Source organism: Phenylobacterium sp., from assembly GCF_037189685.1.
GTDB lineage: Bacteria > Pseudomonadota > Alphaproteobacteria > Caulobacterales > Caulobacteraceae > Phenylobacterium.
This window is the reverse complement of record NZ_JBBCIT010000036.1, coordinates 44,964-61,407: the sequence shown is the minus strand read 5'-3', so window position 1 is coordinate 61,407 and position 16,444 is coordinate 44,964. Positions and strand designations below refer to the sequence as shown.

Annotated in this window: 18 protein-coding genes; 11 read left to right on the top strand and 7 right to left on the bottom strand. The window is 70.9% G+C overall.

Going from position 1 to position 16,444, the window contains the following annotated elements:
* Positions 1 to 48: 48 nt before the first annotated feature.
* The 3 genes from WG212_RS19795 to efp form a co-directional block, all read right to left on the bottom strand.
* A complete protein-coding gene (locus tag WG212_RS19795) occupies positions 49 to 1,644 on the bottom strand; it encodes an amidase (RefSeq protein ID WP_337188839.1) in 1,596 nt (531 codons plus the stop codon).
* Positions 1,645 to 1,709: 65 nt separating this feature from the next.
* Positions 1,710 to 2,066 (bottom strand): response regulator, encoded by a 357-nt coding sequence (locus WG212_RS19790; RefSeq protein WP_337188857.1) that lies wholly within the window; start codon positions 2,064 to 2,066, stop codon positions 1,710 to 1,712.
* Between the two features lie 113 nt (positions 2,067 to 2,179).
* Complete coding sequence (gene efp / locus WG212_RS19785; RefSeq protein WP_337188838.1) at positions 2,180 to 2,746, bottom strand: elongation factor P; 567 nt, start codon at positions 2,744 to 2,746, stop codon at positions 2,180 to 2,182.
* Between the two features lie 117 nt (positions 2,747 to 2,863).
* Here efp and epmA point away from each other — a divergent pair, with 117 nt between their 5' ends.
* The 4 genes from epmA (at position 2,864) to WG212_RS19765 (ending at position 7,045) form a co-directional block, all read left to right on the top strand.
* Positions 2,864 to 3,904: an EF-P lysine aminoacylase EpmA gene (gene epmA, locus WG212_RS19780; protein WP_337188837.1), complete on the top strand. Its 1,041-nt coding sequence runs from the start codon at positions 2,864 to 2,866 to the stop codon at positions 3,902 to 3,904.
* 58 nt (positions 3,905 to 3,962) lie between these two features.
* Positions 3,963 to 4,985: a lysine-2,3-aminomutase-like protein gene (locus tag WG212_RS19775; protein WP_337188836.1), complete on the top strand. Its 1,023-nt coding sequence runs from the start codon at positions 3,963 to 3,965 to the stop codon at positions 4,983 to 4,985.
* A gap of 216 nt (positions 4,986 to 5,201) precedes the next feature.
* On the top strand, positions 5,202 to 6,704 hold the full coding sequence (locus WG212_RS19770; RefSeq protein ID WP_337188835.1) for a L,D-transpeptidase family protein: 1,503 nt from the start codon (positions 5,202 to 5,204) through the stop codon (positions 6,702 to 6,704).
* Between the two features lie 50 nt (positions 6,705 to 6,754).
* A complete protein-coding gene (locus WG212_RS19765) occupies positions 6,755 to 7,045 on the top strand; it encodes a hypothetical protein (RefSeq protein ID WP_337188834.1) in 291 nt (96 codons plus the stop codon).
* 40 nt (positions 7,046 to 7,085) lie between these two features.
* Here the strand turns inward: WG212_RS19765 and WG212_RS19760 are convergent, their stop codons facing one another.
* Positions 7,086 to 7,655, bottom strand: coding sequence for a DUF882 domain-containing protein (locus tag WG212_RS19760; RefSeq protein ID WP_337188833.1), 570 nt, complete (start codon positions 7,653 to 7,655; stop codon positions 7,086 to 7,088).
* 297 nt (positions 7,656 to 7,952) lie between these two features.
* Here WG212_RS19760 and WG212_RS19755 point away from each other — a divergent pair, with 297 nt between their 5' ends.
* Positions 7,953 to 9,269 (top strand): MFS transporter, encoded by a 1,317-nt coding sequence (locus WG212_RS19755; protein WP_337188832.1) that lies wholly within the window; start codon positions 7,953 to 7,955, stop codon positions 9,267 to 9,269.
* Between the two features lie 30 nt (positions 9,270 to 9,299).
* On the opposite strand, the gene WG212_RS19750 is transcribed toward WG212_RS19755, so the two are convergent.
* Together WG212_RS19750 and WG212_RS19745 are read right to left on the bottom strand one after the other, a co-directional pair.
* Complete coding sequence (locus WG212_RS19750; RefSeq protein WP_293383624.1) at positions 9,300 to 9,482, bottom strand: CsbD family protein; 183 nt, start codon at positions 9,480 to 9,482, stop codon at positions 9,300 to 9,302.
* Between the two features lie 59 nt (positions 9,483 to 9,541).
* Positions 9,542 to 10,135, bottom strand: a complete 594-nt coding sequence (locus WG212_RS19745) for a TetR/AcrR family transcriptional regulator (RefSeq protein WP_337188831.1) — start codon at positions 10,133 to 10,135, stop codon at positions 9,542 to 9,544.
* 107 nt (positions 10,136 to 10,242) lie between these two features.
* On the opposite strand from WG212_RS19745, the gene WG212_RS19740 reads away from it, so the two are divergent.
* Both WG212_RS19740 and ettA read left to right on the top strand, forming a co-directional pair.
* On the top strand, positions 10,243 to 10,599 hold the full coding sequence (locus WG212_RS19740; protein WP_337188830.1) for a hypothetical protein: 357 nt from the start codon (positions 10,243 to 10,245) through the stop codon (positions 10,597 to 10,599).
* A gap of 218 nt (positions 10,600 to 10,817) precedes the next feature.
* Positions 10,818 to 12,482: an energy-dependent translational throttle protein EttA gene (gene ettA / locus WG212_RS19735; protein WP_337188829.1), complete on the top strand. Its 1,665-nt coding sequence runs from the start codon at positions 10,818 to 10,820 to the stop codon at positions 12,480 to 12,482.
* Between the two features lie 3 nt (positions 12,483 to 12,485).
* Here ettA and WG212_RS19730 read toward each other — a convergent pair whose 3' ends face one another.
* Positions 12,486 to 13,010, bottom strand: coding sequence for a hypothetical protein (locus WG212_RS19730; protein ID WP_337188828.1), 525 nt, complete (start codon positions 13,008 to 13,010; stop codon positions 12,486 to 12,488).
* A 90-nt stretch (positions 13,011 to 13,100) separates the two neighbouring features.
* On the opposite strand from WG212_RS19730, the gene WG212_RS19725 reads away from it, so the two are divergent.
* From WG212_RS19725 to WG212_RS19710, 4 genes are read left to right on the top strand one after another with little or no spacing between them, the layout of a single operon-like run.
* Positions 13,101 to 14,072 carry a metalloregulator ArsR/SmtB family transcription factor gene (locus WG212_RS19725; protein ID WP_337188856.1) on the top strand — a complete coding sequence of 324 codons (972 nt, stop codon included), beginning with the start codon at positions 13,101 to 13,103 and terminating at the stop codon, positions 14,070 to 14,072.
* On the top strand, positions 14,069 to 15,019 hold the full coding sequence (gene metF, locus WG212_RS19720; protein ID WP_337188827.1) for a methylenetetrahydrofolate reductase [NAD(P)H]: 951 nt from the start codon (positions 14,069 to 14,071) through the stop codon (positions 15,017 to 15,019). The genes WG212_RS19725 and metF overlap by 4 nt, the downstream gene beginning before the upstream one ends.
* On the top strand, positions 15,016 to 15,318 hold the full coding sequence (locus tag WG212_RS19715) for an antibiotic biosynthesis monooxygenase (RefSeq protein WP_293383649.1): 303 nt from the start codon (positions 15,016 to 15,018) through the stop codon (positions 15,316 to 15,318). The genes metF and WG212_RS19715 overlap by 4 nt, the downstream gene beginning before the upstream one ends.
* On the top strand, positions 15,315 to 16,376 hold the full coding sequence (locus WG212_RS19710) for a homocysteine S-methyltransferase family protein (protein ID WP_337188826.1): 1,062 nt from the start codon (positions 15,315 to 15,317) through the stop codon (positions 16,374 to 16,376). Before WG212_RS19715 ends, WG212_RS19710 begins: the two co-directional genes overlap by 4 nt.
* Positions 16,377 to 16,444 lie beyond the last annotated feature (68 nt).

Genomic DNA, 16,444 nt, shown 5'->3' with positions numbered 1-16,444 from the left:
TCCGGCGCGGAAGTTGCGGTCAGTCGACGATCGTTTCGTCGGCTTGCGTCATCGGGGATCGTAGGCGCGGCCGATCTCGGGGCGGGCGCCCATGTGGGGCGGGAAGTCGGGCTCGCGGCGGGCCTTGGACGCCTGCTCGTAGGCGAAGCCAAGCGCCAGGAGGCGGGCCTCGGACCAAGCCGGCCCCAGGAACGACACCCCGACCGGCAGGCCCGAGACGTAGCCCATCGGGACCGTGAGGTGCGGATAGCCCGAGACGGCGGGCAGGCGCGACGGCGAGCCCAGGAAGACGCCGCCGTTGACAGGATCGACGATGGAGGGCGGTCCCCCGCTGGGCGCGACCACGGCGTCGAGTTTCTCCCCCAGCAGCATCTCGTCGAGGGCTTCGCGGGCCAGGCGCGTCAGTTCGGCGCGCTTGCGGGGGCGGTCGGGATCGTCGGCGACCGCGAGAGCCTCCTCGAATATCTCCTGGCCGAACAGCGCCGTCTCGCGTGCTTCGGCGCGGTTGAAGGCGACGACGTCCGCCAGGGTCCGGGCCGTCACGGACGCCGGCGTCGTGGCGAGGTAGGCGTCCAGCGCCGGGCGGAACTCGGCGGTCATGAGCTGGAGTTCCTCGCGGCCGATGCGTCCTGTCGCGGCGTCGTCGGGCCCCTTCAGTTCCACCAGGGTCGCGCCCTGGCCCCGCAGGGTCTCCAGCGCCGCCTCGAAGACGGCGTCGGTGCGGGGCGAGCGGCCCTTCCACGCGTGCCAGACGCCGATCCTCGCGCCCTTCAGGGCGTTGCGGTCCAGGGCGGCGAGGTAGTCGGCCTTCCGTGCGTCCGCCTCGGCCGTGGCCGGGTCGGCCGGATCGCTCCCGGCGATGGCCGCGAGCACGGCGGCGGCGTCGGCCACGGTGCGGGTCATGGGCCCCGCGGTGTCCTGGGCGGCGGTGATCGGCACAATATGGGTGCGCGAAACGAGCCCTACGGTGGGCTTCAGGCCGACGACGCCGGTCATGGCGGCCGGGCAGATGATCGAACCGTCGGTCTCGGTCCCGATGGCGACGGCGGCGAGGCCGGCGGCGATGGCGGCGCCCGATCCGGACGACGAGCCGCAGGCGGTGCGGTCCAGGCCGTAGGGGTTGCGCACGAGGCCGCCCGCCGCGCTCCAGCCGCTGATCGAGCGCGTGGAGCGGAAGTTGGCCCATTCCGACAGGTTGGTCTTGCCCAGTACGACCGCGCCCGCGTCCTTCAGGCGGCGGACCAGGGCCGCGTCGCGGCGCGTGACGTTGTCGGCGAGGGCCAGGGAGCCGGCGGTCGTGGGCAGGCCGTCGTCGGCCTCGATGTTGTCCTTCAGCAGGACCGTGACGCCGTGCAGGGGGCCTCGAATCTCGCCCGCGCGGCGCTCGGCGTCCAGCCGCCGGGCGTCGTCCAGGGCCCTCGGATTGACGGCCAGGACCGCGTTGAGCCGCACGCCGGCGTCGTCGTAGCGGGCGATGCGATCGAGGTAGGCGCGGACGAGCTGCTCCGAGGTCGTCCGGCCGTCGGCGAGCGCGGCCTGCTGCTCGCCAGCCGAGGCGTAGGGGCTGAGGGGCTGGGCTTTCGCCGGCGCGGCGGCCGCGAGGGCGAAGGCGGCCGCGACGGCGGCGGACAGGACGTGACGCATGAGGCTCCCCGGTCGACGCCCGATCTTGTCGCGGCGGACCGCATCGCGCCAGGATTTCGGCGGGTTCAGTGGGGAAGGCAGGCCTTGGCGCAGGCCGCCGCCAGGGCCCGCGGCGAGATCGGCTTGTCGACGACCGCATGCCCGCCGGGATCGAACTGGCCGGCGTTGCCGGTGACATAGACGACCGGCGATTCGCCCACCGCGCGGGCGATCATCTCGACGGCGGCGACGCCCGTGCCGCGCAGGATGCGGTAGTCGGCGGTGATCAGGTCCGGCCTCTGCGCGCGGGCGCAGGCCAGGGCGTCCTCGGGCGTGTCGGCGATATCGAAGCTGGAGAAGCCGAGCTCGGCGAGCAGAGCCTCGAGCTCCAGCGCGATGACCGGTTCATCCTCGATGATCAGGACATGGCCCCCGACAGCCATCACGCGACGCACCTACTGATTGCAAATCACACCCAATGGTGGAGTTACTTCGCGCGCGGCGCAAGAGCGCCGGCGCCGGGCGTCGGGACTTCCGCGAGGGGAGGCGGCAAGCCTCAGTCCTTCGCGCGTTCCTGGTAGCTGCCGTCCTCGGTCAGGATCACGATCTTGGTGCCCGGGCCGATATAGGGCGGGATCATGGTGCGCAGGCCGTTGGACAGCACCGCGGGCTTGTACGACGACGACGCCGTCTGGCCCTTCACCGAGGGTTCGGTCTCGACCACCTCGAACACGGCGGTGCGGGGCAGTTCGATGGCGATGGCCACGCCCTCGTGGGTCGAGAGCTGAACCGTGCAGCCGTCGGTGAGGTAGGGCGCGGCGTCGCCGATCATGTCTTCCGAGGCCACCAGCTGGTCGTAGGTCTCGGGGTTCATGAAGTGGAACCCTTCGCCGTCCTGGTAGAGGAAGGTGTACGAGCGGTCGTCCACGATCGCGCGCTCGACGGTCTCGGTCGTGCGGTAGCGTTCCGAGATCTTCACCCCGTCCGAGATGCGCCGCATGTTGAGCTGGGTGACGGGCGTGCCCTTGCCGGGATGGATGTTCTCGGCGCTGAGCACGACGTACAGCCTGCCTTCGAGATCGACGACCGCGCCCTTGCGCAGCGAACTGGCGGAAACCTTCAAATGGGGGTCCTCGGTGATGCGGCGGAGCCGGGGCGCGCGCCCGGACGACTCCGCGGATGGAATTCTTATGCCGGCCCCTATAGCGATGTGCGCTGAAATCTCCAGCCCCCCCCGCCCTTGCCGCCCTTGACCGGACATCGACAAACACCCTGGTGGGCGCCTGCCCGTCGCCCTGACCGCCGGCCCTTCCTGGCGGCGCGTACGGCGGTGACGCGGGCGGTGCGGCGCTGGTTCGAGGATCGCGGCTTCACCGAGGTGGAGACCGCCGCGCTTCAGGTCTCGCCCGGCAACGAGGCCCACCTGCACGCCTTCGCCACCGAGGCGGTCACGACCACGGGCGAAAGATCGCCCCTCTACCTGCACACCTCGCCCGAGTTCGCGTGCAAGAAACTGCTGGCCTCGGGCGAGCGCGAGATCTTCACCCTGGCCCGGGTGTGGCGGAACCGCGAGCGCGGGCCTCTGCACCATCCCGAGTTCACCATGCTGGAGTGGTACCGGGCGCACTCGCCCTACGAGGCGGTGATGGCCGACGCCGCCGCGCTGCTGGCCGTGGCGGCCGAGGCGGCGGAAGCCCGCCGGCTGACCTGGCGCGGGCGCGAGGCCGACCCCTTCGCCGAGCCCGAGCGGCTGAGCGTGGCCGAGGCGTTCGATCGCTATGCCGACATCGGCCTGCTGGCGCTGCTCGACGATCGCGACGGCCTGGCGGCCAAGGCCCGAGAGGCCGGGGTCCGCACCGCGACCGACGACACCTGGGCCGACGTCTTCAGCCGCGTGATCGTCGAGAAGGTGGAGCCGAACCTGGGATTCGGACGAGCGACCATCCTCTGCGAATATCCGGTGTCCGAGGCGGCCCTGGCGCGTCCGAAGCCGGGCGACGGCCGCGTGGCCGAGCGGTTCGAGCTGTATGCCTGCGGCGTGGAGCTGGCCAACTGCTTCGGCGAACTGACCGACGCGGCCGAGCAGCGGCGGCGGTTCGGGATCGAGATGGACGAGAAGGCGCGCATCTACGGCGAGCGCTATCCCGTCGACGAGGACTTCCTGGCGGCGCTGGCGCACATGCCGCCGGCCAGCGGCGGGGCCCTGGGCTTCGACCGGCTGGTGATGCTGGCCGCCGGCGCGTCGCGGATCGAGCAGGTGCTCTGGACTCCGGTGGCCTGACCGGTGGCCCGGCCGGCGGCGTTGCGGTCGCCGCGCCCTCGGGCCATATGCCGCTCGAATGACCAGAGCCGCCCCCCTCCGCACGCTCCGGGCGCTGGCCGACGCCGGCCTGGCCGAATCCTCGCCCGCGCTGGAGGCGGTGGCGGCGCGCTACGCCGTGGCGGTGACGCCGGTCATGGTCGAGGCCATCGGCGGCGCGCCCGACGGTCCGGTGGGCCGCCAGTTCCTGCCGGCCGCCGCCGAACTGACCCTGGCGTCGGGCGAGAGCGACGACCCCATCGGCGACGATGCGCACAGCCCCGTGGCAGGGATCGTCCACCGCTATCCCGACCGCGTGCTGCTCAAGGCGAATCACGCCTGCGCGGTCTACTGCCGGTTCTGCTTCCGGCGCGAGATGGTGGGCCCGGACGGCGTGCGGCCCCTGTCCCCGGCGCAGCTCGACGCGGCGATGGCCTATGTGGCCGGCCGGCCCGAGATCTGGGAGGTGATCGTCACGGGCGGCGATCCCTTCGTGCTGTCGCCGCGGCGGCTTTCCGACCTGATGACGCGGCTGGGGCGGATCGATCATGTGAAGGTGGTGCGCTTCCACACCCGCGTCCCGGCCGTGGCGCCCGATCGGGTGACCTCGTCGCTCGTGAGGGCGCTCAAGGGCGCCGGCAAGACGGTCTGGGTCGCGCTGCACGCCAACCACGCCGACGAACTCACGCCGGCCGCGGAGGCCGCCTGCGCGCGCCTGATCGACGCCGGGATCCCGATGGTGAGCCAGAGCGTGCTGCTGCGCGGGGTGAACGATGCGCCGGAGGCGCTGGAGGCCCTGATGCGCCGCTTCGTCGAGATGCGGATCAAGCCCTATTATCTGCACCATGCCGACATGGCGCCCGGCACCGGCCATTTCCGCACCACCCTCGCCGAGGGCCAGGCGCTGATGCGCGGCCTGCGCGGCCGGGTTTCGGGCCTGTGCCAGCCCACCTACGTGCTCGACATCCCCGGCGGGTACGGCAAGTCGCCGGTCGGCCCGTGCTATGTGGGCGAGGATCGCGTGACGGACCCGTCCGGGCGCGAACACCGCTATCCCACCTGACGGCGCTGCCTGAAGGGCCTGATCGCTTGGGGCGGCGTCACTGTGGCCGGCGGGTGACAGTGAAGCTGTCAGATGGGGGGCCGCCGTCGACACGCCGGCGCCTTGGGGCCAGTTATGCGTTCATCCGACCGAGCGGAGCCTACGTAGCTCCGAGGGTGTGTTGGAGAGAGGGTTCTGGTTTTGCGCATGAGGGGTCGAGGTTTCGGGGGCGGTCGCATGGGGCGCCGCCTGGCCCTGGTTGCGGCCGCGCCGCTGGCCTTGGCGGCGCCGGCGACGGGCCAGCCCGCTGTCCAGGCCCCGATGGTCCAGGCCCCCGCGCCACAGGCCGCGCCGCCCGTGCTGGATCTTCCGCCGCCGCCCGCCCCGCCGGTCGAGATTCCGGCCCTGACCGCCGCGCAGGCCGAGGTGGCGATCCGGGTGCTGCGCGCGGCCGACGCCCACGGCCTCCAGCCCAAGGCCTATCTGCCTGACGGCGTCGCCGAGGGCGCGGACCTCGGCGCCGGACAGAACCTGGCGCTGTCGGACGGCCTCCTGCGGTATGCGCGCGACGTCAGGATCGGACGGCTGGAGCCGGGCCGGTTTCCCGCGCTCTGGCAGATACGCCCGGCGGCCTATGATCCGGCGCCCGAACTGGCCCAGGCCCTGGCGGAGAACCGGCTGCAGGCGTGGCTCGACGCCCTGCCGCCCCGCTATTCCGGCTATGTCGCGCTGAAGCGCGGCCTGGCCCGCTACCGTGAGATCGCGGCCCAGGGCGGCTGGAAGCCGGTGCCCGAAGGGTCGAAACTGGAGCTGGGCTCGAACGACCCCCGCGTGGCGGTGCTGCGCGCCCGCCTGGCCGTGGAGGACCCGCTGGTCGCCGCCACGGGGCCTGCGACCTTCGACAAGCCGCTGGAGGAGGCGGTGATCCGCGCCCAGCGCCGCTACGGCCTGAAGCCCGACGGCGTGGTGGGACCGGGCACGCTCTTCCACCTGAACCAGCCGGTCGGCCAGCGGGTGCTGCAGATCATCGCCAACATGGAGCGCTGGCGTTGGATGCCGGCCACCATGCCGGCCACGCGCGTGCAGGTGAACTCGGGCGCGGCCATCGTCACCCTGTTCCGCGACGACAGGCCGGTGATGTCGATGAAGGCGGTCTCGGGCAAGAAGGGCGACGAGACGCCGATGCTCACGTCGATGATCCACAGCGTGGTGATCAATCCCCCGTGGAACGTGCCCTCCGGGATCGCGGCGCGCGAGCTGTGGCCCAAGGAACGCGCCAGTCCCGGCTACTTCGCCCGCAACGGCTATCGCGTGATCCCGGTGGAGGGCGGCCAGCCGCGGCTCCAGCAGGCGTCGGGCGACCAGAGCGCGCTCGGCCGGTTCAAGTTCGACTTCGACAACCCGTTCGCCGTCTATCTGCACGACACCCCCTCGAAGGGCGGCTTCGACCTCTATGCGCGCCAGGCCAGCCACGGCTGCGTGCGGATCGAGAAGCCGCGGGCGCTGGCCGAGGCGCTGCTCGAGGGCAACTCCACCTGGACGTCCGAGGGGATCGGGAAGCAGCTCCAGGGGGACAAGACGGTGCGGGCGCGTATGGACGTCCAGGTTCCGGTCTACATCTTCTACTGGACGGCGTTCGGCGGGGCGGACGGGCAGATGCAGTTCCGCTCGGACCCCTACGGCTGGGACCGTGAACTGTTGCAGCGGGTCGGCGTGCTGGCGTCGGGCGCGAAGGCCTGAGAACGAACGGGGCTTGAGAACGAACGGGAGCCCGAGAAGGGAAGGGGGCGATGTTGAGGAAGGTGCTTTGGATCGCGGCCGCCTGCGCGGCGGTGCTGGCCGCCCTGGCGGCGAGCCGGATGCTGGGCTTCGATCGGCCGGCCGAGCCGCCGGTCTCCGAAGAGGCCGCGCCGGCCGCAGAGGAGAGCGCCGCCCCCGCCGTCGCAGCCGAACCCGCGCCGTCGCCCGAACCCCCGCCTCCGGCGCCTTCGCCGACGCCTGAGGAGCAGCAGATCCTGGACGATGCGGCCGCCACCGGCATGACCACGATCGAACCCGAGCCGGACGTGGCGCCGAACTGACGGGACGTCCGCAGGGACGCGGATCCGGAAAGAGGCGGGCCTACGATCCCCGCCACTGGCGGACGCGGCCGGTGTCCACGTGGACGAAGTCGGAAACAGGGTAGAAGCCCACGCCCCCGGCGCCCACGGCCAGGGCGGCGTCGCGCAGCCGTGACAGCTCCACGCCCTGGAGCCGAACGTCGATGGCCTTGCCCAGCGTGTGCTGGCTGTTGGTGGCGACCCCCTTGGAGCGGCCGGCCAGCATCGCGTTGGTCCGCGGGGAGCGATACCCCGAGATGATCTGGAACGGCCTGGGCGTCTCCAGTTTCGACTGGATCGCGTGCAGCGCGTCGAAGAGGCCGGGGTCGATGAAGTGTTCGTCGCCGGTCCGCCAGTCGCGCATCACCCGGTTCGCCGCCGCCAGGGCGTCGGGCAGGTAGCTGCCGTTGGCGTAGTAGACGTCGTTGAACGCGTCGCCCGTATGCAGGTTGTGCAGGACGGCGCGCCGCGGCTCCCAGATATCGAGGCTCCGGCACCAGGCCGGCGCGGCGAAGAGGGAAGCACCGGCGGCGGCGCCCAGGACCAGGAGGTCGCGGCGGGCGGCGCTGCGGGGTCGGTCGGTCAGGTTCACGTACGCCTCCTGGCCTGCGGCTCGCTGTGGTGTGCGGTTCGCGTGTGAGGGGAGAATGGCGGGCGGGAGGTCGAGGTCAACCCCGCGGGCGCCTGTCTGCGACCACGGGACGCTGCCCGCTTTCGGCTTGAGCATGGCCATGGCATGTCGGATGGTCCGTTCGCGGCCGGCGCGGAAGACGTCGGCGCGGGAGGCCTTCTCGATGCGTATTCCGCTCGCGGCGACGGACGCCGGATTCTCCTCGGCGCCAGCCTCCTGTGCGCCAGCGGCGGGCCGCCGCCCTTGAACGCCCCGCCCGTGGCCACGCCTTCCGACGCCGTCTCGTCACCCGCCACCATCCGCAAGGTGGTGGGCGCCAGCATCATCGGCACCACCATCGAGTGGTACGACTTCTTCCTCTACGGGACCGCGGCCGCGCTGGTCTTCAACCGCCTGTTCTTTCCCGAGTCCGATCCCCTGGTCGGCACCATGCTGGCCTTCGCCACCTATGCGCTGGGCTTCTTCGCCCGGCCGCTCGGCGGGATCGTCTTCGGCCACTACGGCGACCGGATCGGCCGCAAGCGCCTTCTGATGCTGAGCCTGCTGTTGATGGGCGGCGCCACGGTGCTGATCGGCTGCCTGCCCACGTACGACCAGGTGGGCCTGTGGGCGCCGGCGATGCTGGTGGCGCTGCGTCTCATCCAGGGCTTCGCCGTGGGCGGGGAGTGGGGCGGGGCGGTCCTGATCGTGGCCGAGCACGGCGACGCCGCCCGCCGTGGCTTCTGGACGAGCTGGCCGCAGGCGGGCGTGGCGGCCGGCAGCCTGCTGGCCTCGGCGGTGCTGACCTTGATGGCGGTGACCCAGTCCGAGGCCGACTTCCTGGCCTGGGGCTGGCGCGTCCCGTTCCTCATCTCGGTGGTGCTGATCGGGGTCGGGTACTGGATCCGCAGCGCCGTGGACGAGAGCCCCACGTTCAAGGCCCTGGCGGCCGAGCAGGCGGCCCTGCCCAGGGCCCCGGTGGTGGAGGCGATCCGGAAGCGCCCCTGGGCCATCGTGGTGGGCGGCGGCCTGAAGTTCGCCGAGAACATCAGCTACTACATCGTCAGTGTCTTCACGATCACCTACGTCACCCAGAAGCTGGGCCTGTCGCGCGGGACGGCGTTGAACGCCATCCTCATCGCCTCGGCCGTCCATGTGGTGTCGATCCCGTTCTTCGGCTGGCTGTCGGACAGGGTCGGCCGCCGGCCCGTCTATGCGGCGGGGGCGTTCGGGATGATGTTGTGGGCCTTCGCCTTCTTTGCCCTGCTCGACACCGCCGATCCTCGACTCATCGTCCTGGCGTGCGTGGGGGCGCTCGTCTTCCACGCGGCGATGTATGGGCCCCAGGCGGCGTTCCTGGCCGAGATGTTCCCGACCCGGATGCGCTATTCCGGCGCCTCTCTGGCCTACCAGGTCACGTCGATCTTCGCCGGCTCGCTGGCGCCCCTGATCGCGGCTGCGCTGCTGGCGGCGACGATGTCGGGGACGCCCATCGCGATCTATGTGGCGACCGCGTCGCTGATCACCGGGATCGCCGCGCTGGTGGCGCGGGAGACCCGCGGCAAGACCTTCGCCGAAATCGACGCCGAGTCCTGACCGCGGGCCCCTTCCGAAGGCGTCGGCGGCTTACTTCTTGAGCACGTCCCGGGCCGCTTCCTTGAGGGCGCCGACGCCCTTCTGGACCTTGCCTTCGACGCGCTCGGCCGCGCCTTCCGCCTGCAGCCGCTCGTCGCCGGTGGCCTTGCCGACCGCCTGCTTGACGGCGCCGACGGCGTCCTTGGCCGCGCCCTTGGCTTCATCCTTGTGCATGTCGCGCTTCCTTTCGCTGCGTTGCGGAAGGAGTACGCGGAGCGGGCCTTGCGGTTCCGTCAGGCTGCGGTGCGGGCGGTGCGGTCGATGAGGCCCTCGAACGCGGCCACGGCGGAACGGCGGGCGTCGGTGTCGCCCATCATCCGCCGGGCGTCGGCGTGGCCGAGCACGAAGCTCTTGAGCTGGAAGTAGGCCGCCTGGGCCTCGGCCTCGGAGAGCGGAGGCGTCCGGAGCGCGATGAACTCGTCGATGAGGGTCCTGCGGAAGGCCCGGAGCTGCTTCTGCAGCAGGTCGCGCAACGGGCCCGGCTGATCGTCCAGCTCGACGCTCAGCGCCATGATGGGGCATCCGCTGCGGGGCCAGTCCTCCTCGCACCAGTGCAGCCAGCACTCGAACACCTTCTCCAGGCGCGGCCGGCCGGGCGGCAGGCTCGCGGCCGGCGTCCAGACACGGTCGCGGAACATGCCGCCCACCATCTCCACGACGGCCAGGTGCATGTCCTCCTTGGACTCGAAGTGCTTGAAGAGGCCGCTCTTGGACAGGCCCACCGCCTCCGCCACGTCGTTCAGGCTGACGCCGGTCAGGCCCCGCAGGGCCGCCAGATGGGCGGCTTCCTGGATGATCCGGGCCCGGGTGGCCTCGCCCTTGCGCAACGTGCGGAACCTCCTCGCCGAAACGACGCCTTGACAAAGTGACCGATCGTGCTCTTTTGTCGCTCAAGCGACCGGTCGTGCTCTTTTCTATCGAAGGGATCACGGGAATGCAAAACTTCAGGTGTGTGGGGGCGCTGGCCGCCCTGGCTCTCTGCGCCGGGTTCGGCGCCACCCAGGCCCAGGCCCAGGCGGCGGGTTACGTGGGCGAGGCCCGCTTGGCGACGCCCGCCGCGGCGCCGGTGGCCCAGACCATCTCCGGCGTCGACTGGCGTTGCGAGGGCGACCAATGCCAGGGCGCGGCGGTGCGGCGCGCCAACCTCGATGGCGTGGTGCGCGAGTGCAAGAAGGTCGTGGCCGTCATCGGTCCGGTCGCCAGCTACCGCTCGGGCGGCCGCGAACTCACCGCGGGCCAGCTCCGCGCCTGCAACAAGGCCGCGATCCAGGTGCAGACCGCGCGGAACTAGCGCTTCAGGCGCGGCGACGGCGCGCTGGGCCGCGCTCCGCCGCCCGGGGTTTCCTCCCCTCCGGCCGCAGTCGTTCCCGGCCGATGGGGTTCCTCCGCGGGAGGGGCGGCCCGCCTCTCCCGCGGGTTCTTTGGCCCGCTTCCGTTGCGCCCGGGCGCTCGCGCGGCTATCTCCCGCCTCGAATTCCCCCACAGACTGTGAGCGAGCGCGGACGCCCCATGGCGCAGCAGTACATTTTCCAGATGCAGGGCCTGACCAAGGCCTATCCCGGCAGCCCGAAGAAGCTCTTCGAGAACATCTGGCTGAGCTTCTACTCCGACGCGAAGATCGGCGTGGTGGGCGTGAACGGCTCGGGCAAGTCGACCCTGCTGAAGATCATGTCGGGGATCGACAAGGATTTCACCGGCGAGGCCTTCGCCGCCGACGGCGTCAAGCGCGGCTACCTCGAACAGGAGCCCAAGCTCGACGAGAGCCTCGACGTCTGGGGCAACGTCATCTCGTGGTGCGAAGAGAAGCAGATCTTCGACAAGTACAACGAGGTCGCCAACAAGATGGGCGAGGAATACAGCGACGAGCTGATGGAGGAGATGACCGCCCTCCAGGAGAAGCTGGACGCTGGCGACCTCTGGGACATCGACAGCCGTATCGAGATGGCGATGGACGCCCTGCGCTGCCCGCCCAACGACTGGCCGGTGGACAAGCTGTCGGGCGGCGAGCGGCGCCGGGTGGCGCTGGCGCGCCTGCTGCTGTCGAAGCCCGACATGCTGCTGCTGGACGAGCCCACCAACCACCTCGACGCCGAGAGCGTGGCCTGGCTCCAGCACCACCTGGAGGCCTTCCCGGGCTGCGTGATCCTGGTCACCCACGACCGCTACTTCCTGGACCAGGTCACCAAGTGGACGCTGGAGCTCGACCGCGGCAAGGGCCTGCCCTACGAGGGCAACTACTCGTCGTGGCTGGAGCAGAAGACCAAGCGCCTGGCGCAGGAAGAGCGCGAGGAGGCGGGCAAGAAGCGGGCGATCGAACGCGAGCTGGCCTGGGTTCGTTCATCACCCTCGGCGCGGCGTTCGAAGTCCAAGGCCCGTCTGGCCGCCTTCGAGGACCTGCAGAACGAGGCCGACCGCCAGAAGCAGACCTTCGCCCAGATCCAGATCCCCCCGGGACCCCGCCTGGGCCAGGTGGTGATCGAGGCCGACGGGCTGGAGAAGGAATACGGCGACAAGCTGCTGTTCAAGGATCTGACGTTCAAGCTGCCCCCGGGCGGCATCGTGGGGGTCATCGGACCGAACGGCGCCGGCAAGACCACGCTGTTCAAGATCATCACGGGTCAGGAGGCGCCCGACCAGGGCGTCGTGCGCCTGGGCGAGACGGTGAAGCTGGCCTATGTCGATCAGAGCCGCGACAACCTCGACCCGAACAAGAACGTCTGGGAGGAGATCTCGGGCGGCCTGGACGTGATGAAGGTGGGGACCCGCGAGATCCCCAGCCGGGCCTATGTCGGCTCGTTCAACTTCAAGGGCGGCGACCAGCAGAAGAAGGTGGGCCTCCTCTCGGGGGGAGAGCGCAACCGCGTCCACCTGGCCAAGACCCTGGCGTCGGGCGGCAACGTCCTGATGCTCGACGAGCCGACCAACGACCTGGACGTGGAAACCCTGGGGGCCCTGGAATCGGCGCTCGAGGACTTCCCGGGCTGCGCCGTGGTCATCAGCCACGACCGCTTCTTCCTGGACCGCCTGGCGACCCACATCCTGGCCTTCGAGGGCGACAGCCATGTGGAATGGTTCGAGGGCAACTTCGAGGCCTATGAAGAGGACAAGAAGCGCCGCCTGGGCGCCGACAGCCTCATTCCGCACCGGATCAAGTTCCAGAAGTTCACCCGGTAGGCGCTATCCGCCGCGCGGCCCCGAGGCCGCCTCGGCGACGAAGGCGTCGATCTCGCGGTCGTTGCGCAGGCGAGCCAGCCGGGCGTGGGCGCCGTGTTCGGCGAGCGCCGCCTCCAGCCGGGGCCGGACCTTGCGGTCGAAGGTCAGGATGTAGGCGTAGAACTTCGGGTCGAATTTCTCCTGGCAGCCTTCGGCCATGTCGGGCCGCAGGTCGCGCCGGTACTGGAACACCCGCCGGATCGCGCGGACCAGGCACAGGCGCGGCGACAGGTCCAACCAGACGATGGTGTCGGCCCGCGGCATCCTGAGATCCCAGGTCCCGCCGAAGTTGCCGTCGCAGATCCAGGCGTCTCCGGCCAGCGCCTCGGCGACGCGGGCGCGGAACTCGTCGTCCCCGCTTTCGATCCAGCCTGGCTTCCAGAACAGGGCGTCGAGGTGGACGACCGGCAGGCCCAGGGCCGCGCCCAGGCGCCGCGCCAGCGTGGACTTGCCGCCGCCGGAGTTTCCGATGATCACGATCCGACGCATGGCGGCCCTCCGGGTCAATCTATGGCCCACGGCGGCCGGACGTCGCCGTTCACTTGACGGCAACACATATAAAGATATCTTTATGTCATGATGCAGCTCTCGGCCAGACAGATCGTGGACGTGCTCCGGGCGGCCGGCGAGCCGACGCGCCTGCGCATCCTGGCGCTGCTCGAGCGCGAAGAACTGGCGGTGCTCGAGCTTTGCCGGGTGCTCGACCAGAGCCAGCCGCGGGTCTCGCGCCATCTGAAGCTCCTGGCCGAGGCGGGGCTGGTCGAACGCTTCCCCGACGGGGCCTGGGTCTTCTATCGCCTGGCGGGGGCCGGTCCCCAGCATGACGTGGCCGCCGAGGTGCTGGCCCGCATCGCGCCCGACGACCCGGTCCTGGCGCGGGATCGCCGAAAGCTGGACGACGTACAGGCCGAGCGTGCGGCCGCCGCGGCCGCCTACTTCGCCGAGAACGCCGCGCAGTGGGACCAGATCCGCGCGCTCTATGTGGGCGACGCCGCCGTGGAGGCGAAGATCCTCGAGGCCGCCGGCGCCGCGCGCGTGCGCCGGCTGGTGGACCTGGGCGCCGGAACCGGCCGGATGCTGACGCTCCTGGGGCCGCAGGCCGACCAGGCGCTGGGTCTCGACCTGTCGCAGCAGATGCTGAACATCGCCCGGCGCAACGCCGTCGAGGCCGGCCTGACGAACGTGGAGTTGCGCCACGGCGACATCTTCGACACCCGCCTGCCCGAGGGCGCGGCCGACCTCGTCGTGGTCCACCAGGTGCTGCACTACCTGGGCGATCCGGCCGCCGCGGTGCGCGAGGCCGCCCGCATCGTGGCGCCCGGCGGCCGGCTGATCATCGTCGATTTCGCCCCGCACAAGCTTGAGTTCCTCCGTGAGGCGCACCAGCACCGCCGCCTGGGCTTCTCGGACGAGGAGATGGGCCGCTGGCTGGCCGACGCCGGCCTGCCGTCGGTCGAGGACCAGTCCCTGCCGCCGGTCCGGGCCGACGGCCTCACCGTCAAGATCTGGGCGGCGCACGGCGCGCCCGCCGTCCTCAGGAGCGCCGCATGAACCCTGCCGAAACCGCCCCCAGAGGAAGCGCCCTGGGTCCCGTCGCGCGTGCGGGCGCCGGCGCCGGATCACGCCCCCGCGTCTCGTTCGAGTTCTCGCCGCCAAAGGGGCCGAAGAGCGAGGCCGGCCTGTGGGAGGCGATCCGCCGCCTGGAGCCCCTGAACCCCGAATTCGTGTCCGTGACCTACGGCGCCGGCGGCTCCACGCGCGAGCGCACGCACCGGACGGTGGTGCGCATCCTGAAGGAGACGACGCTCAGGCCCGCCGCGCACCTGACCTGCGTCGAGGCCAGCCGCGCCGAGGTGGACGAGGTGATCCAGGACTACTGGGACGCCGGCATCCGCCACATCGTGGCCCTGCGCGGCGATCCTCCGGGGTCGCTGGGCGGCGCCTATGTGCCCCGATCCGACGGCTATCAGAACGCCACCGAGCTGACGGCGGGCATCAAGGCCCTGGCGCCGTTCGACGTGAGCGTCGGCGTCTATCCGCAGATCCACCCCGAAAGCCCGTCGGTCGACCACGACATCGAGGTGCTGAAGGCCAAGGTGGACGCCGGCGCCACGCGGGCGATCAGCAACTTCTTCTTCGACATCGACGGCTACCTCCGCTTCGTGGAGCGCATCCGCAAGGCGGGGATCGAGGTGCCGATCCTGCCCGGGATCATGCCGGTCTCCAGTTTCGAGGGCCTCTCCAACATGGCCGGCCGCATCGGGGTGGCGATCCCGCCCTGGCTGGCCAACCATTTCGAGGGCCTGGACGCCGACCCTGAGACACGCCGGCTGGTGGCCGCATCCGTGGCCGCCGAGATGTGCGCGCGCCTGGCCGAGGAGGGCTTCTCGGACTTCCACTTCTACACGCTGAACCGCGCCGATCTCGTCTACGCCATCTGCCGCGTGCTGGGCGTGCGCGAGGCGCCCCCGGCCGAAGCCAAGGAGGCCGCGGCATGACCGCCGTCGTGATCGTCACGTCCAGGCTCCGTGCTCCGGGGCATCGGGACCGCTTCATCACCCTCAGCCGCGAAACCGAGGCGTGGATGCACGCCCAGCCTGGATTCCTCCGCTACGAGTTGTTCGAGGGCGATGGGGCGTGGACCGACACCATGCTCTGGGAGAGCGCTGCGGCGGCCGAGGCCGGGAACCGCGCCTTCGCGCGCACGCTGCTCGCCGCCGCCTTCGCCGAGATCGTGGACGGTGACTACCGCGGCTTCCAGGGCCGCCAGTTCGACCTGCAGGAGCTTGCCCGATGACCCGTCAGGACCGCATCGCGGCGCTCAAGGCCGCGGCGAAGGAACGCGTGCTGATCCTCGACGGATCGTGGGGCGTGATGATCCAGAAGCGGGGGCTGGACGAGGCCGACTACCGCGGCGACCGCTTCGCCGGCGCGCCGGGCCAGCTCAAGGGCAACAACGATCTGCTCTGCGTCACCCGGCCCGACATCATCGCCGACCTGCACGACCAGTACGTCGCCGCCGGCGCCGACATCTCCGAGACCAACACCTTCTCGGCCACCTCCATCGGCCAGGGCGAGTACGGCATGGAGGCGGCGGTCCGTGACATCAACCTGGAGGGCGCCCGCATCGCCCGCGAGGTGGCTGACCGCTGGACGGCGAAGGAGCCGGCAAAGCCGCGCTTCGTCGCCGGCTCGATCGGACCGCTGCCGGTGATGCTGTCCATGAGCTCGGACGTGAACGATCCCGGCGCCCGCAAGGTGACCTTCGATCAGGTCTACGACGCCTATGTCGAACAGGTCCGCGCGCTGCACGAGGGCGGCGTCGACATGTTCCTCATCGAGACCATCACCGACACGCTCAACTGCAAGGCCGCGATCAAGGCGATCCTCGACCTCCAGGACGAGGGCTACGAGCCGCTGCCGATCTGGATCTCGGGCACCATCACCGACCGCTCGGGCCGGACACTGTCGGGCCAGACGGTGGAGGCGTTCTGGAACTCGGTGCGCCACGCCCGGCCGTTCGCCATCGGCCTGAACTGCGCGCTCGGCGCCGACCTGATGCGGCCCCACATCGCCGAGCTGGCGCGGGTGGCCGACACCCTGGTTTCGGCCTATCCCAACGCCGGCCTGCCCAACGCGATGGGCGAGTACGACGAGGAGCCGCACGAGACGGGCCACCAGCTCCACGAATGGGCCGAGCACGGCCTGGTCAACATCCTGGGCGGCTGCTGCGGCACGACGCCGGACCACATCCGCCACGTCGCCGAGGCGGTGCGTGGGCTGAGGCCGCGCCAGATCCCGGACCGGCCCAAGGCGATGCGGCTGGCCGGCCTGGAGCCGTTCGAGCTGGTCTAGCGCGCCGCAAGGTCGCGGACAGGAACAGAAACGCAGTATGGGTCCCGACTCGGCCTAGGCGGCTCCGC

Coding starts and splice junctions, on each gene's coding strand:
- WG212_RS19795 (WP_337188839.1), bottom strand. CDS start 1,644: ATGCGTCACGTCCTGTCCGCCGCCGTCGCGGCCGCCTTCGCCCTCGCG.
- WG212_RS19790 (WP_337188857.1), bottom strand. CDS start 2,066: ATGGCTGTCGGGGGCCATGTCCTGATCATCGAGGATGAACCGGTCATC.
- WG212_RS19775 (WP_337188836.1), top strand. CDS start 3,963: ATGACCAGAGCCGCCCCCCTCCGCACGCTCCGGGCGCTGGCCGACGCC.
- WG212_RS19770 (WP_337188835.1), top strand. CDS start 5,202: ATGGGGCGCCGCCTGGCCCTGGTTGCGGCCGCGCCGCTGGCCTTGGCG.
- WG212_RS19765 (WP_337188834.1), top strand. CDS start 6,755: ATGTTGAGGAAGGTGCTTTGGATCGCGGCCGCCTGCGCGGCGGTGCTG.
- WG212_RS19750 (WP_293383624.1), bottom strand. CDS start 9,482: ATGCACAAGGATGAAGCCAAGGGCGCGGCCAAGGACGCCGTCGGCGCC.
- WG212_RS19740 (WP_337188830.1), top strand. CDS start 10,243: ATGCAAAACTTCAGGTGTGTGGGGGCGCTGGCCGCCCTGGCTCTCTGC.
- ettA (WP_337188829.1), top strand. CDS start 10,818: ATGGCGCAGCAGTACATTTTCCAGATGCAGGGCCTGACCAAGGCCTAT.
- WG212_RS19730 (WP_337188828.1), bottom strand. CDS start 13,010: ATGCGTCGGATCGTGATCATCGGAAACTCCGGCGGCGGCAAGTCCACG.
- WG212_RS19725 (WP_337188856.1), top strand. CDS start 13,101: ATGCAGCTCTCGGCCAGACAGATCGTGGACGTGCTCCGGGCGGCCGGC.
- metF (WP_337188827.1), top strand. CDS start 14,069: ATGAACCCTGCCGAAACCGCCCCCAGAGGAAGCGCCCTGGGTCCCGTC.
- WG212_RS19715 (WP_293383649.1), top strand. CDS start 15,016: ATGACCGCCGTCGTGATCGTCACGTCCAGGCTCCGTGCTCCGGGGCAT.
- WG212_RS19710 (WP_337188826.1), top strand. CDS start 15,315: ATGACCCGTCAGGACCGCATCGCGGCGCTCAAGGCCGCGGCGAAGGAA.